This is a genomic window from Kitasatospora sp. MAA4 (assembly GCF_029893355.1).
Classification (GTDB): Bacteria; Actinomycetota; Actinomycetes; order Streptomycetales; family Streptomycetaceae; genus Kitasatospora.
This window is the reverse complement of sequence record NZ_JARZAI010000013.1, coordinates 79,223-93,102: the sequence shown is the minus strand read 5'-3', so window position 1 is coordinate 93,102 and position 13,880 is coordinate 79,223. Positions and strand designations below refer to the sequence as shown.

The window sequence follows — 13,880 nt, the reverse complement described above, 5'->3', positions numbered from 1 at the left end:
CGCGCCAGCTCCGGGATAGCGCGATGGCCTGGCCGGGATCGAGGGTGAGCGCTGCCAACGTGTCGGCGGCGACGACACCGGGATCCCAGTCTCGGTCGGTGTCAGGACCCAGATGTTCGATGATCCAGGTGCGAAGCGCGAAGTTATACCGGTGGCGTCGGGTTCACCACCCCAGGTGAAGATCGTGCGGGGACGGATGCGGATCAGTTCGGCGCTGACGTGTTCGCTGCCACGGTCCTGGCCGGTCAGGGCCTCGGGCGGCCAAGACGCTGGGGGCGGCTTCCCTGAGCTTCTGAGCCCGTGAGCTCCGGAGGTCCCGAGCCCGTGAGCCCGTGAGTCCGGAACGGAGGGAACCTCACTCCAACGAGTGAACCGGGGGCGGGAGTTGCTCCTGAGACGGGTCGTTCGCCCGAGGATGGCGGCAGTCGAGAGCGCAGCCTTCCCCCGGTTCTCGTGCGGCCGACGGCCGCCGGTGGGGTGACGTTTCTGCGGCGCGCTCTCATCACCACTCGTGGGGGTTCCACCGTGCCGTCCGCTGTTCGTTCCATCCGTAGCGCCCGTAGCATCCGTAGCACCCGTAGCACCCGTAGTGCCCGTTCGACCCGTACCGCTTCCGCTGTGCTCGCCGCGACCGCTGCCACCGCCCTGCTGGCGCTGCCCGCCCCGGCGAGCGCTGCGCCCGACCGGGGCCAGGCCGCCGCGGTGACCGCCGAACTCGCCCTGAACGTCAGCCTGTTGAACAGTGCCGTGCAGGTCCCGGTGGACATCGCGCTGAACAAGGTGCAGTCCCCGGCCGAGCACAGCGGCTCGATGCTGACCGCGAACGTGGACGGCGTCGACCAGCAGGGGCCGGTCACCCTGGTCAAGGCCGACATCGGCAAGTCGGTCACCCACGTCGACGCCCAGGGGGCCGCCGCCTCCGTCCAGCTGGTCAACGCCGACGTGCACGCCCCGGGCCTGCCGCTGAGCACGCTGCTCGGCCTCCAGGCGCTCAGCAGCGAGGTCAGCTGCCCGGTGGACGGGCCGCCCACGGCGAAGGTGACCGCCCCGGCCAAGCTGACGGTGCTGGGCAAGTCCGTCACGCTCAGCCTGTACGGGTCGACGCATGTCGCGGTGCCGGGGATCGGCAGCGTGGACATCAGCTACTCCCCGCACACCACGACGTCCACCACGGCGGCGGCCGCGGCGCTGGTGGTGAACGTCGCGCTGAACCCGCTGCAGCTCAATGTGGCGAAGGTGGACGGGACGATCACGATCGCCTCGGTCAGCTGCGTGAAGCCGGGTGGGACGGGGGCGCCGACGGGAGGGGCGTCGGCGCCGACCTCGGGGTCCGCGTCCGCGCCTGCCGCGCCTGCCGTCGCCGCGGTGGCGGACACCTCGACTTCTGCCTCCGCGCCGGCGTCCGCGTCCGCGTCCCCTGCCAAGGCATCGACCGGCCAGTCGCTCGCCTTCACAGGGAGCAGCGGCACCGGGACGATCGCGGGCGGCGCGGCCGCGCTGCTTGCCGCGGGCGGCGGTGCGCTCTGGCTGACCCGGCGCCGTCGTTCTGCGGCGCACAAGCACTGAGCGCTGACAGAATCTGTCACCTGTCACCTGTCACCTGTCAGCCGTCAGCCGTCACCCGTCAGCTGCCACCTGTCATGTCCGCTGGCACTCTCACAGCGTGAGGGTGCCATTTCGGACAGTTGGTTCACATGCTGGTTACATGAGAGGAACAACGGGGAAACGGCGGCTTGCGACGCTACGCGGGCACCCACCACTCAAGTTGCGAGGTAACCGCCGTGGCAATCAAGGCCGAGTACATCTGGATCGACGGCACCCAGCCGACCGCCAAGCTCCGTTCCAAGACTCGGATCCTGGCCAACGCTGACAAGCTGCCGACCTGGGGCTTCGACGGTTCCTCCACCAGCCAGGCCGAGGGCCACGCCTCGGACCGGGTGCTCGCCCCGGTCGCGTCCTTCCCGGACCCGATCCGCGGCGGCGACAACATCCTCGTGCTCTGCGAGGTGAACGAGACCGACGGCACCCCGCACGTCTCCAACACCCGCGCCCTGCTCCGCCCGATCGCCGAGAAGTTCGCGGCGCAGGAGGGGATCTTCGGCATCGAGCAGGAGTACACCTTCTTCAAGGGCTCGCGCCCGCTCGGCTTCCCCGAGGGCGGCTTCCCGGCCCCGCAGGGCGGCTACTACTGCGGCGTCGGCGCCGAGGAGGTCTTCGGTCGCGAGATCGTCGAGCTGCACATGGACCGCTGCCTCGCGGCCGGCCTCGCGCTCTGCGGCATCAACGCCGAGGTCATGCCCGGCCAGTGGGAGTTCCAGATCGGCCCGGTCGACGCGCTGACCGTCTCCGACCACCTCTGGGTCGCCCGCTACCTGCTCTACCGCACCGCCGAGGAGTTCGGCATCGACGCGACCCTGGACGCCAAGCCGGTCCGCGGCGACTGGAACGGCGCGGGCGCGCACACCAACTTCTCCACCAAGGCCATGCGTGAGGGCTACGAGGCCATCATCACCGCCTGCGAGTCGCTCGGCGCCAGCCAGGAGATCGTTCTCGAGCACGTCAAGCAGTACGGCTTCGGCATCGAGTCCCGCCTGACCGGCCAGCACGAGACCGCCCCGTGGAACGTCTACTCCTACGGTGTCTCGGACCGCGGCGCCTCGGTCCGCATCCCGTGGCAGGTCGAGGTCGAGAAGAAGGGCTACATCGAGGACCGTCGCCCGAACGCCAACGTCGACCCGTACGTGGTGACCCGCCTGCTGGTCAACACCTGCTGCACCGCGCTGGAGAAGGCCGGCCAGGTCTGAACAGCCTGCCCCGCCTAACTGCTTGAGCACTGAGCGCTGAGCACTGAGCGCCCGCCCGGGACCGGGCGGGCGCTTCTGTGCGTTCACTCCGCCGCAGGGTTCAGCCGCTGCGCCGCGTGCTCGCCGCGCGAGGCGACTGGCTGGGTACCGGAGGCCTGGCCGAGGCCGAAGGGGCGCATGTTGACGTAGACCGTCTCGTGGGCGCCGGCCGGGACGACGTAGGTCTCGTGCCAGATGCCGACGGCGCCGTTGTTGCTGCGGGCCTGGCGGTTGAACGCCTGCCAGGCGGGGCGGTGCGCGCGGTCGGCGGCGCCGGCGTAGGCGAGCAGGTGGTCGGCGTCCTTCCAGTACTGGACGACGGTGATCTCGCGGAACCCGCCGCCGACCATCGTGCGCGCGCCGAGCAGGCCGGAGCCGGGGTCGGCGAACAGTTCCTTCAGCATGCGGGGCATCGCCAGGGCGGTCGGCCACCACTGGCGGACGGCGCGCAGGCGGTTGATCCGCATGCCGATCAGGAAGACGACCACCTCGCCGTCGTGCGTGTCGGTGACTCTGGACCGGTTCGGCTGAGCGGACTGGGCCGGCTGGGCAGGCATGGTGACCTCCGAAGCATTGTGGGATAGCTTCACTATCCCCTGTTAGGATAGTGGCACTATCTCCTCGATCCTGTCCAGGGCCCGGCGGTCTTCGGTCAACGGTTTCCGAAAGGACGTCACGCCATGCGGCTGTCCGAGCTGAGCGCCCGCAGCGGGGTGCCGACCGCGACGATCAAGTACTACCTGCGTGAGGGGCTGCTGCCGCCGGGGGAGCGGCTGTCCGCCTCACGCTCCGAATACGGCGAGGCGCACCTGCGCCGGCTGCGGTTGGTCCGCTCGCTGATCCAGGTGGGCGGCATGTCGGTGGCCCGGACCAAGGATGTGCTGCGGGCGGCCGAGGACGAAACCCTGGACCAGCATGAGCAGTTCGGCGCCGCCCAGGTCGCGCTGATGGGCGGCGGCGGTCCGCAGGGCGTGGCGCTGGAGCCGGGGGCGAAGGCCCAGGAGACGGTGGACGAGCTGCTGGCGGAGTTCGGCTGGGAGCAGTGCGGCAACATCCCGGCCTACTGGATGCTGGTGGGTGCGGTCGCCTCACTGGAACGGCTGGGCTACCCCTGCGACCTGGCCCAACTGCGCCCGTACGCGGCGGCGGTCGAGCCGGTGGCCCGGTTCGACCTGGAGGTGGTCGGCCGCTATCCGGCCGGTGACGAGCGCCTGGAGGCGGTGGTGGCGCTCACCGTGCTCAACGAGCCGGTCCTGCTGGCCCTGCGGCGGATAGCGCATGCCCACGTCTCCGGCTCGATGCCCCAGGGGCAGGCCCCCGCGCGTCAGACGCTCTCGTAGCCCCCGAGTACGGCGCCCAGCGCGGCCAGGAACCGGTCCGTGGTCGCGGTGTCCCGGACGGCGATCCGCAGCCAGTCAGTCCCCAGCCCGGGAAAGGTGTCCCCGCGCCGCACCGCGAAGCCCGTCGCGCGCAGCCGGTCCCGCACCTCGGCCGCGCGGGGCAGCTCGATCAGGACGAACGGCGCGGCCGGCTCGCCGTGCACCCGGATGTCGTCGAAGGCGGCCAGGCCCTTGAGCAGGTGCTCCCGGTGCTCGCCGGTCGCCACGGCGGCGGCCTCGGACTCGGCCAACGCGGCCGGGGCGCTGCACAGTTCGGCGGCGACCAGGGCGGGGGTGGAGACCGGCCAGAGTGGCTGGGCGCGGCTGAGCTCGGCGATCAGCTCGGCCGGTCCGAGCAGGTAGCCGATCCGCAGGCCGGCCAGGCCCCAGGTCTTGGTGAGGCTGCGCAGCACGACCACCCGCCCGGGCAGTCCGCGCCGGCCCGCCAGCGACTCGCGCTCGCCGGGGACGGCGTCCATGAAGGCCTCGTCCACCACCAACGTCCTTCCCTCGCGGGCAAGTTCGATCAGCGAGGCGGCCGGGTGCAGGATCGAGGTCGGGTTGGTCGGGTTGCCGACCACGACCAGGTCGGCCTCCTCGGGCACCGCGTCCGCGGTGAGCCGGAAACCGTCGGCGGGGGAGAGCAGCACCCGCCGCACGGTGTGTCCGGCGTCGCGCAGTGCGGCCTCGGGTTCGGTGAACTGCGGGTGCACGACGACCGGGTGGCGCGCCCGCAGGGTGCGGGCGAGCAGCACGAAGGCTTCTGCGGCACCGGAGGTGAGCAGGACCTCCTCGACGGGACGTCCGTGCCGGGCGGCCACGGCCGCGCGGGCGGCGCTCTGCTCGGGGTAGGCGGCGAGGTCGGCGAGGGTGGCGGCGAGGCGGGTCCGCAGCCACTCGGGCGGGGTTCCGGTGCGGACGTTGACGGCGAGGTCCACCAGTCCGGCGGCCCGCACCTCGGCGTCGCCGTGATGGCGAAGATCGGGCTCGCCCGGTGCGTCGACCGCCAGCGCGACCGTCGCCAGCGCCGACTTCCGCTTCGGCAGCAGGAGTTCACCGCCGCCGAGCAGGGCTGCGGCCTCCGCCACGCTGGCCGTGCCGGTGGCGGTCAGCACCGCTGCCGACGGGTGCGGCACGGTGATCCCGGCGAGCTCCGCGGCCGGGTGCCCGACCAGGGGGACCCCCAGTCTGCGCGCGGCGCCGAGCAGCCCGGGCTCGGCGGCCCGGCCCTCGACGGTGGCGAGCCGGGCCACGGCGTCCACCGCGGTGCCCGCCTCGGCGAGCGCCGCGGTGATCAGGCCGAGCACCTCGTCCTCGCCCACACCGCTGCTCGCGCCCACACCGACGACCACCCGCACGCCGCTCGCCATTGCTTCACTCCCTCTGCACCCGGGACCCAGGACTCCGGGCCCAGCGCCCCGGGAATCCCACCACGCGCCGCGAGAGCGAGTCAATCGAGGTGAGCGTCGTGCGCTGGCCCATCCAGGAAGCGGCCGGCCGGTGGGTTCAGGAACGCGGCAGCGCGGCGAGCAACTTCGCTAGCATCCGGGCGAGTTCGGCCTGCTCGTCGGCGTCCAGTGCCTGGTCCACCAGTTCCTGCTCGTAGTGCAGCAGGTCGGCGACCGCCGCCTCCACCTGCGCGTGTCCGACCGGTGTCAGCTCGACCGGCACCGCCCGGCTGCCGCTCTCGGCGGGCAGTCGGCGGACCAGCCCGTCCCGCACCGCCCGGTCCACGCGCTGGGTGACGGCGCCCGGGGTGATCAGCGATCGCGCCGCCAGCTCGCGGGTGGAGAGCCGGTACGGCGCGCCCGCGCGGCGCAGGGTGCTGAGCAGGTCGAGCGTGGCGGCGTCCATCCCGACCCGGGTGAGGGTGCGGCGGCGGTCGTCGGTGAGCAGCTTGGCGGCCTGCCGGATCCGGGTCAGGATGCCGATCGAGCCGACCGGCAGGTGCGGTTGCTCGCGCTGCCAGGCGGCGGCGATCCGCGCGGCGAGGTCGTGCTGCCGGTCCTGCCCGTGTTCCGTCATCCTGCTAGTCTGGCACACACGTTTAGGCCTAAACGAGAAACGGGGAGAGCGCATGCGCCAGATCGTCGTCACCGGTGGGGGTACGGGCATCGGCCGGGCCGTCGCGGCCGCCTTCGCGGAGCAGGGCGACCAGGTGGTGGTCACCGGTCGCCGCAAGGACGTGCTGGCGCAGACCGCCGCCGCGCTCGGCCCGCTGGTGCGGGCCGTCGCCTTCGATGCCGCCGACCCGGCCCAGGTGGAGGCCGCCCTCGCCGAACTACCCGACCGGGTGGACGTCCTGGTCAACAACGCGGGCGGCAACACCGACATCGGTGCCGAGCCGACCGAGGGACTCACCGGTCTCGCCGCCGCCTGGCGGGCCAACCTGGACGCCAACCTGCTCTCCGCGGTCCTGGTCACCACTGCCCTGCGTGACCGGCTCGCCCGAGGTGGCGCCGTGGTCAGCCTCAGCTCGATCGCCGCACACCGCGGCGGCTCCGGCTCCTACGGCGCCTCGAAAGCCGCCGTGGAGGCCTGGAACCTCACCCTCGCGCAGCAGCTGGGGCCGGGCCGGATCACCGCCAACGTGATCGCCCCCGGCTACATCGAGGACACCGACTTCTTCGGCGAGGGCATCGCCCCGGCGCGCCGCGCCTGGAACGTCTCCCAGGCCCTCAACAACCGCCCCGGCACCCCCGCCGACATCGCCGGCACCGTGCTCTACCTCGCCTCGCCCGCCGCCTCGCATGTCACTGGCCAGACCATCCACGTCAACGGCGGTAGCTTCAGCGGTAGATGACGGAGGTCGCGGCCTGCTGGACGAGGCGCTCCGCCAACTGCGGCGCTCCCGCCCAGTGGACGTGCAGGTAGGAGGCGTGCACGGTGGGGGTGGCGAAGCCCTCGGTGTGCGGGGTGCCGGTGGGGGTGCGCCAGGCCCAGGCGGGGGTGGGGCCGGCGGCGGGGGTGCAGGCGGTGCGGTGGAACTCGTGGCCGCGCACCCGGGTGCCGGTGGTCGCGAGGGGGCTGTCGTGCAGGGCGACGGCCTCGCGGTAGCCGAGGGTGAGCCGCTCGGTCATGGTGGCCGTGGTGTCCAGCACGCCGCACATCGGGCGGCCGTCCAACTCCCGTCCCAGGTAGAGCAGTCCGGCGCACTCGGCGGCGATCGGCGCACCGGAGGCAGCCAACTCGGCGACGGCGGAGCGGAGTCCGGCGTTCTCGCTCAGCTCGACCGCGTAGACCTCGGGAAATCCGCCGCCGATCACCAGTCCTGACGTGCTGTCAGGCAGTGCCGTGTCGTGCAGTGGGTCGAACGGCAGTACCTCGGCCCCGGCCGCCGTCAGCAGTTCGGCGTTCTCCGCGTACGAGAAGGAGAACGCCGCCCCGGCGGCCAGCGCGATCCGCGGCCGCCGTCCGTTCGCGGTCGCCGCCACTGCCGTCACCTCCGCCGCCGGGTCCCAGGGCTCGTCGTGGATCGGCGGCGCCGACCGGGCCAGCGCCAGAATCTCGTCCAAGTCCACCGAGGCGGCGATGAGTTCGCCCATGTCGCGGACCGCCTGGACGGCCTGCGTCGAGCGCTCCACCACCGGGACCAGGCCCAGGTGCCGGGACGGCGTCGCGACCGCCGCCGTGCGCCGCACCGCGCCCAGCACGGAGACGCCCGAGCCCTCCTCCAGCGCCTCGCGCAGCAGTTGCTCGTGCCGGTCGGAGGCGACCCGGTTGAGGATCACCCCGGCGAGGCGCACCTGCGGGTCCCAGGACGCGAACCCGTGCACCAGCGCGGCCACCGAGCGGGACTGCGAGGAGCCGTCCACCACCAGCACCACCGGTGCCCGCAGCAGCTTGGCGACGTGCGCGGTGGAGGCCAACTCGCCGCGCCCGGAAGCCCCGTCGAACATCCCCATGACGCCCTCGACGACCGCCACGTCCGCTCCGGCCGCGCCGTGCAGGAAGAGCGGCGCGATCCGCTCCGGGCCGCACAGGAAGGCGTCCAGGTTGCGGCCCGGCCGGCCGGTGGCGAGCGCGTGGTAGCCGGGGTCGATGTAGTCCGGGCCGACCTTGTGCGGCGAGACCGCCAGGCCGCGGGCGGCCAGTGCCGCCATCAGCCCGGTGGCCACGGTGGTCTTGCCCGCGCCCGAGGAGGGCGCGGCGATGACGAGGCGGGGGATGTCCATGGTGCTAGAGGCCTACCACTCGATCCCGCGCTGGCCCTTGCGGCCGGCGTCCATCGGGTGCTTGACCTTGGTCATCTCGGTGACCAGGTCGGCGAGTTCGAGCAGCGGCTCGGCCGCGTAGCGGCCGGTGATCACCACGTGCTGCGAGCCCGGGCGGTCCCTGAGCACCGACACCACCTCGTCCACGTCCACCCAGCCCCAGTGCATCGGGTAGGTGAACTCGTCCAGCACGTACAGCCGGTAGGTCTCGGCGGCGAGGTCGCGCTTGACCTGCTCCCAACCCTCCTTGGCGGCCTCCTCGCTGGTCACCTCGGCCTCGGCCGAGCGCTGGATCCACGACCAGCCCTCACCCATCTTGTGCCAGGCCACCGTGCCGCCCTCGCCGGAGGCGCCCAGCACCTTCAGCGCGTTCTCCTCGCCCACCTTCCACTTGGCGGACTTGACGAACTGGAACACCCCGATCGGCCAGCCCTGGTTCCAGGCCCGCAGGGCGAGCCCGAAGGCGGCGGTGGACTTGCCCTTGCCAGGACCGGTGTGCACGGCGGTGATCGGCTGGGTACGGCGCTGACGGGTCGTCAGACCGTCCTCGGGGACGGTGGAGGGCTGGCCCTGCGGCATGGGTGTCACGCTGCCTTTCGACGCGGCTGGGAGGAGGCGGAGGGGCGGTGGGCGTGCACCAGGGCTGCCACGCCCTCGGCCCGCAGTTCGTCCAGGGTGACGGCGGTGGCGCCGAGTTGGCCCGCCAGCGTGCGGGCCAGGCCGAGCCGGACGTGGCCGGACTCGCAGTCCAGCACCACGGCGGCGGTGCCCTGGGCGGCCAACAGGGCGGCGGCCTGCCCGGCTTCGGCCAGCGCGGCGCGCCCGCCGGTGGCCCGGCCGTCGGTGACCACCACCAGCAGCGGGCGCCGGTGCGGATCGCGCAGCCGCTCCAGGCGCAGCACCTCGTGGGCGCGCAGCAGCCCGGCGGCCAGCGGGGTGCGGCCGCCGGTCGGCAGCTGTTCGAGCCGGGCGGCCCCGACCTCGACCGAGGAGGTCGGCGGCAGGGCCAGCTCCGCGCCGGCGCCGCGGAAGGTGATCATGCCGATCTTGTCGCGGCGCTGATAGGCGTCCATCAGCAGCGACAGTACCGCGCCCTTGACGGCGGTCATCCGCTGCCGGGCGGCCATCGAGCCCGAGGCGTCGACCACGAAGAGCACCAGGTTGGACTCCCGTCCCTGGCGCACCTGCTCGCGGAAGTCGTCGTGCCGCAGCACCAGCGCCCGACCGTCCCGTCCGCGCGCCACCTGGTGCGGAGCCGCGGCCTGCAGGGTCGCGGCCAGGTGCAGCCGGGTCAACTGGCCGGCCGGGCGGCGCGAGCGGACCGTCTGCCCGCCGTCGGTCTCCGCGGGGGAGCGGCGTCCCTGGGCGCCCTTGCCGGTGCCGGGGACCTTGAACAGCCGGGTCCGGTACGGGTCGCCGGCCGCCACGGGGGCGGACTCGCGCGACGAGCCGGGCTTCGGGATCTGCGGGGAGGGGGGAGCGTCCTGCGAAGGCGTCTCACCAGGATCCGAGGAGGGGTCGGGCGTCGGGTCCGAGGGAGCACCGCCACCGCCACCGTCCGGCCCACCATCACCGGGCCCGTCATCCTCCGGCCCGTCCTCCGGCCCGTCTTCCGGAGACGGCGACGGCTCCGGCTCCGCGTGCTCCTCCAGCGTCCGGTCCAGCTGCTCCTCGTCCAGCCCGGGCGCGTCGAACGGGTTGCGCCGGCGCCGGTGCGGCAGCGCCAGCTGCGCGGCCTTGCGGACGTCCTCCTCGGCCACCGCCGTCCGCCCGTCCCAGGCGGCCAGCGCGACGGCCGTGCGGGCCATCACGATGTCCGCGCGCAGCCCGTCCACCTCGAACGCCGCGCAGACCGCGGTGATCTGGCGCAGCGCCGGGTCCCCCAGCTCGACGGAGGGCAGCAGCGCCCGGGCGGTGGTGATCCGCTCGGCGAGCGCCCGCTCCTCGGCCTCGTAGCGGGCCGCGAAGCCGGCCGGGTCGGCGTCGTACGCCAGCCGCCGGCGGACCACCTCGGCGCGCTCCACCGGATCCCGGGTGGCCGCGATCTCCACGGTCAGCCCGAACCGGTCGAGCAGCTGCGGCCGCAGCTCGCCCTCCTCCGGGTTCATCGTGCCGACCAGCAGGAACCGCGCCGCGTGCCGCACCGACACGCCCTCGCGCTCGACGTACGAGCGGCCCATCGCCGCCGCGTCCAGCAGCAGGTCCACCACGTGGTCCTGGAGCAGGTTGACCTCGTCGATGTAGAGCACGCCGCGGTGCGCCCGGGCCAGCAGCCCGGGCTCGTACGCCTTGACGCCCTCGGCCAGCGCCCGCTCCAGGTCCAGCGAGCCGACGATCCGGTCCTCGGTCACGCCGACCGGCAGCTCGACGAGCTGCGCGGGCCGGTCGAGCGAGGCGGCCTGCGGGTGCGTCCCGTCCGGGCACTGCGGGTCCGGCGCGGCCGGGTCGCAGGCGAACCGGCAGTCGCCGACCACCGCGATCGACGGCAGCAGCCCGGCCAGCGCGCGCACCATGGTCGACTTCGCGGTGCCCTTCTCGCCGCGCACCAGCACCCCGCCGACCGCCGGCGAGACGGCGTTCAGCAGCAGCCCGAGCCGCAGGTCGGCCATCCCCACGATGGCGGTGAAGGGGTATCGGACGTCGCTCACAGGCGCTCACCTTCCATAGCGCGGGCGGCCGGCGCACCGGGCGGGACGAAGGGCAGGCCGTCGCCGGCGCCGCCCTCGATCAGCCGCCACAGCGCGTCGGTGTCCGCGTGCTCCTCGATCAGATCTCCCAGCCGGTCCAGCCGGGCCTCGCGGGCCGCGGCGAAGGAGGTGCCGGGGGAGGGGACGAACCGCCGCCCGGCCAGCGCCGCGACCTCGCGCAGCAGGGCCCGGCGGAAGCCGTCGTTCTCCAGCGCGCCGTGCCAGGTGGTGCCCCACACGGACCCCTGCCGACACCCGTCCAAGAACGCCTCCCCGCCCTCCACGGTCACCACCCCGTGGTGGATCTCGTACCCCTCGACCCGCTCGCCGAATGCCTCGCCGACCGGTCGGCCGAGCACCTTCTCGGCGCCGAACCGCACCCGCACCGGCAGCAGCCCGAGCCCGTCGACCGCGCCGGCCTTCGACTCGACCTCGTCCACGATCTCGTGTCCGAGCATCTGGTAGCCGCCGCAGACCCCGAGCACCGGCTGCCCGGCCGCCACCCGCTCGCGCAGCGCCCGGTCCAGGCCGCGCTCGCGCAGCCAGGCCAGGTCGGCGACGGTGGCCCGGGTGCCGGGAAGTACCACCAGGTCGGCGTCGGCCAGCTCCTCGGGACGGGTCGCCCAGCGGACCAGCACGCCCGGCTCCTGCGCCAGCGCGTCCAGGTCGGTGAAGTTGGACAGCCGCGGGAAGCGCAGCACGGCCACCCGCAACACCTCGGCGCCGTACGGACCTTCGAGGTCCTCGCGGTCCACCGCGGTGGAGAGGTCGAGCGAGTCCTCGGCGTCCAGCCACAGGCCCTTCAGCATCGGCAGGGTGCCGAGCACCGGACGGCCGGTCAGCTCGTGGAGCATGTCCAGGCCGGGCTTCAGCAGCCGTGCGTCGCCGCGGAACTTGTTGACCAGCCAGCCCGCCACCAGCCGCTGGTCCTCGGCGCTCAGCAGCGCCAGGGTGCCGAACATCGCGGCGAAGACGCCGCCGCGGTCGATGTCGCCCACGACCACGACCGGCAGGTCGGCGGCCCGGGCCAGGCCCATGTTGGCGATGTCGCGGTCGCGCAGGTTGATCTCGGCGGGAGAGCCGGCGCCCTCGCAGATCACCACGTCGAAGCGGCGGCGCAGTTCTGCCAGGCACTCCAGCGAGCGCTCCAGCAAATAGGGTTTGCGCTCCCGGTAGTCGAGCGCGCCGACTTCCGCGACCGGCCGTCCGAGCAGCACGACCTGGCTGCGGCCGTCCGCCCCGGGCTTGAGCAGCACCGGGTTCATCGCCGCCTCGGGCTCCACCCGCGCGGCGGCGGCCTGCATCACCTGCGCCCGGCCGATCTCCGCGCCGTCGGCGGTGACCATCGAGTTGAGCGACATGTTCTGCGCCTTGAACGGCGCGACCTTCACCCCCTGCCGGGCCAGCCAGCGGCAGATCCCGGCCGTCACCACGCTCTTGCCCGCGTCCGAGGTGGTCCCCGCGACCAGCAGTGCGTTGCTCATATCCGTCCCCTCCGCAGAGCCGACACGGCGAACCGTCCGGCCACCGTGACCCCCAGCGCCAGCAGTCCGACCCGGCGCGACAGCGCGCAGGCCCGTTCGATGTCGTCCACCGCGACCGCCGGCAACTCGGCGCCCAGCACCGGCCGCTCCTCCACGCGGGAGCCGTACCGCAGCGTGCCGCCCAGCCGGACGCCCAGCGCGCCCGCGAACGCCGACTCGGCCTGCCCGGCGTTCGGGCTCGGGTGCGCGGAGCCGTCCCGCCGCCAGATCCGCCAGGCGGTCCGCGGCGAGGGAGCGGCGGCCACCGTGAGCAGCGCGGTCAGCCGGGCGCCCGGCCAGCCGGCCACGTCGTCCAGCCGGGCCGAGGCCCAGCCGAACCGCCGGTAGCGCTCCGAACGGTGGCCCACCATGGCGTCCAGCGTGTTGACGGCCCGGAAGGCGAGCAGCCCGGGGGTGCCCGCCAGGGCGCCCCAGACCAGCGCGTTGACCACCGCGTCCGCGGTGTTCTCGGCCACCGACTCGACCACCGCGCGGGCGATCTGCTGCTCGTCCAGGGAGCGCGGATCGCGCCCGCACAGGTGCGGCAGGCGTTCCCGAGCGGCCGTCAGGTCGCCCGCCCGCAGCGCGCTGTCGATAAGCCGTGCCTCCCGGGTGAGCGAGGTCCCGCCGAGCACCGTCCAGACGGCCGCGGCGGTAAGCATCACCCGTCCGCGCCCGGCGACCCGGTCGGCGGCCAGCGCCGCGCCCGCCACGGTGCCCACGCACAGCGCGGTGTAGAGGCTCCCGGCGCCGCGGTGGTCGCGCCACAGCGCCTGTTCGGCCCGCCCGGCCGCCCGGCCGAAGCCGGCCACCGGGTGGCCCCGCCGGGGATCGCCGAAACGGGCGTCGGCGGCATAGCCGGCCAGCGCGCCCGTGGCGTAGGGAAGGGTGCGGCGAACGTTCGGAGAAATGCGGCGAACGGCTGCCGGCATGGGCGTGCGTGTCCTCACTCAGGGTCCGCGCCCTGGATCGACGTAACGGGGGCGAGAGTCTCCTGGCTTCCGGGTCCTGACACACGCTCGGCGGCGTGCTCCCCGGTGACAGTGGCGGGACCGCGCCGGACTCGCACCGGCTTCCTCTGCTTGCCTCCGATTGGCCCCAGGATCCCATCACGCGCCGGAACCGACAGTCAACCAGCGCCCCGGAGTGCTTGATCACACCCACCGCTTGCGAGCGAAACCGTCGTTACCTCCGAGTAGCCCCCGCTCCCGCGCGCCCGGCGTTGGTGAATCAT

At 73.6% G+C, this 13,880-nt stretch carries 12 protein-coding genes and 1 riboswitch; of the genes, 4 read left to right on the top strand and 8 right to left on the bottom strand.

Annotated features, from left to right (window positions below):
• The first annotated feature begins 618 nt into the window (after positions 1-618).
• Both P3T37_RS18830 and glnII read left to right on the top strand, forming a co-directional pair.
• Entirely contained in the window at positions 619-1,566 is a 948-nt protein-coding gene (locus tag P3T37_RS18830; RefSeq protein ID WP_280724872.1) for an SCO1860 family LAETG-anchored protein, read from the top strand.
• 215 nt (positions 1,567-1,781) lie between these two features.
• Entirely contained in the window at positions 1,782-2,804 is a 1,023-nt protein-coding gene (gene glnII / locus P3T37_RS18825) for a glutamine synthetase (protein ID WP_280724871.1), read from the top strand.
• A gap of 83 nt (positions 2,805-2,887) precedes the next feature.
• Here glnII and P3T37_RS18820 read toward each other — a convergent pair whose 3' ends face one another.
• Positions 2,888-3,400: a DUF4188 domain-containing protein gene (locus P3T37_RS18820; protein ID WP_280724870.1), complete on the bottom strand. Its 513-nt coding sequence runs from the start codon at positions 3,398-3,400 to the stop codon at positions 2,888-2,890.
• Between the two features lie 123 nt (positions 3,401-3,523).
• Here P3T37_RS18820 and P3T37_RS18815 point away from each other — a divergent pair, with 123 nt between their 5' ends.
• Positions 3,524-4,183 (top strand): MerR family transcriptional regulator, encoded by a 660-nt coding sequence (locus tag P3T37_RS18815; protein WP_280724869.1) that lies wholly within the window; start codon positions 3,524-3,526, stop codon positions 4,181-4,183.
• Here P3T37_RS18815 and cobC read toward each other — a convergent pair.
• On the bottom strand, positions 4,168-5,592 hold the full coding sequence (gene cobC / locus P3T37_RS18810; RefSeq protein ID WP_280724868.1) for an Rv2231c family pyridoxal phosphate-dependent protein CobC: 1,425 nt from the start codon (positions 5,590-5,592) through the stop codon (positions 4,168-4,170). The two genes, P3T37_RS18815 and cobC, sit on opposite strands and share 16 nt — an antisense overlap.
• A 136-nt stretch (positions 5,593-5,728) precedes the next feature.
• Positions 5,729-6,247 carry a MarR family transcriptional regulator gene (locus P3T37_RS18805; protein ID WP_280724867.1) on the bottom strand — a complete coding sequence of 173 codons (519 nt, stop codon included), beginning with the start codon at positions 6,245-6,247 and terminating at the stop codon, positions 5,729-5,731.
• Positions 6,248-6,299: 52 nt separating this feature from the next.
• Between P3T37_RS18805 and P3T37_RS18800 the strand changes: the two genes are divergently transcribed.
• On the top strand, positions 6,300-7,025 hold the full coding sequence (locus P3T37_RS18800) for an SDR family oxidoreductase (RefSeq protein ID WP_280724866.1): 726 nt from the start codon (positions 6,300-6,302) through the stop codon (positions 7,023-7,025).
• Here the strand turns inward: P3T37_RS18800 and P3T37_RS18795 are convergent.
• The 5 genes from P3T37_RS18795 to P3T37_RS18775 are packed head-to-tail and all read right to left on the bottom strand — an operon-like array spanning position 7,012 to position 13,578.
• Positions 7,012-8,397 (bottom strand): cobyrinate a,c-diamide synthase, encoded by a 1,386-nt coding sequence (locus P3T37_RS18795; protein ID WP_280724865.1) that lies wholly within the window; start codon positions 8,395-8,397, stop codon positions 7,012-7,014. The two genes, P3T37_RS18800 and P3T37_RS18795, sit on opposite strands and share 14 nt — an antisense overlap.
• A 12-nt stretch (positions 8,398-8,409) precedes the next feature.
• Positions 8,410-9,015 (bottom strand): cob(I)yrinic acid a,c-diamide adenosyltransferase, encoded by a 606-nt coding sequence (gene cobO, locus P3T37_RS18790; RefSeq protein WP_280724864.1) that lies wholly within the window; start codon positions 9,013-9,015, stop codon positions 8,410-8,412.
• A 5-nt stretch (positions 9,016-9,020) separates the two neighbouring features.
• Entirely contained in the window at positions 9,021-11,045 is a 2,025-nt protein-coding gene (locus P3T37_RS18785) for a putative cobaltochelatase (protein WP_280725001.1), read from the bottom strand.
• A gap of 35 nt (positions 11,046-11,080) precedes the next feature.
• Positions 11,081-12,607, bottom strand: a complete 1,527-nt coding sequence (locus P3T37_RS18780) for a cobyric acid synthase (protein WP_280724863.1) — start codon at positions 12,605-12,607, stop codon at positions 11,081-11,083.
• Complete coding sequence (locus P3T37_RS18775; RefSeq protein WP_280724862.1) at positions 12,604-13,578, bottom strand: cobalamin biosynthesis protein; 975 nt, start codon at positions 13,576-13,578, stop codon at positions 12,604-12,606. Before P3T37_RS18775 ends, P3T37_RS18780 begins: the two co-directional genes overlap by 4 nt.
• A gap of 55 nt (positions 13,579-13,633) precedes the next feature.
• A riboswitch (cobalamin riboswitch) is annotated at positions 13,634-13,726 on the bottom strand.
• Between the last annotated feature and the right edge of the window lie 154 nt (positions 13,727-13,880).

Bases quoted from the DNA above. Each gene is read 5' to 3' on its own strand.
- P3T37_RS18775 (WP_280724862.1), bottom strand. From the start codon at position 13,578: ATGCCGGCAGCCGTTCGCCGCATTTCTCCGAACGTTCGCCGCACCCTT.
- cobC (WP_280724868.1), bottom strand. From the start codon at position 5,592: ATGGCGAGCGGCGTGCGGGTGGTCGTCGGTGTGGGCGCGAGCAGCGGT.
- P3T37_RS18800 (WP_280724866.1), top strand. From the start codon at position 6,300: ATGCGCCAGATCGTCGTCACCGGTGGGGGTACGGGCATCGGCCGGGCC.
- P3T37_RS18805 (WP_280724867.1), bottom strand. From the start codon at position 6,247: ATGACGGAACACGGGCAGGACCGGCAGCACGACCTCGCCGCGCGGATC.
- cobO (WP_280724864.1), bottom strand. From the start codon at position 9,015: ATGCCGCAGGGCCAGCCCTCCACCGTCCCCGAGGACGGTCTGACGACC.
- P3T37_RS18795 (WP_280724865.1), bottom strand. From the start codon at position 8,397: ATGGACATCCCCCGCCTCGTCATCGCCGCGCCCTCCTCGGGCGCGGGC.
- P3T37_RS18820 (WP_280724870.1), bottom strand. From the start codon at position 3,400: ATGCCTGCCCAGCCGGCCCAGTCCGCTCAGCCGAACCGGTCCAGAGTC.
- P3T37_RS18785 (WP_280725001.1), bottom strand. From the start codon at position 11,045: ATGGCCGACCTGCGGCTCGGGCTGCTGCTGAACGCCGTCTCGCCGGCG.
- P3T37_RS18815 (WP_280724869.1), top strand. From the start codon at position 3,524: ATGCGGCTGTCCGAGCTGAGCGCCCGCAGCGGGGTGCCGACCGCGACG.
- P3T37_RS18780 (WP_280724863.1), bottom strand. From the start codon at position 12,607: ATGAGCAACGCACTGCTGGTCGCGGGGACCACCTCGGACGCGGGCAAG.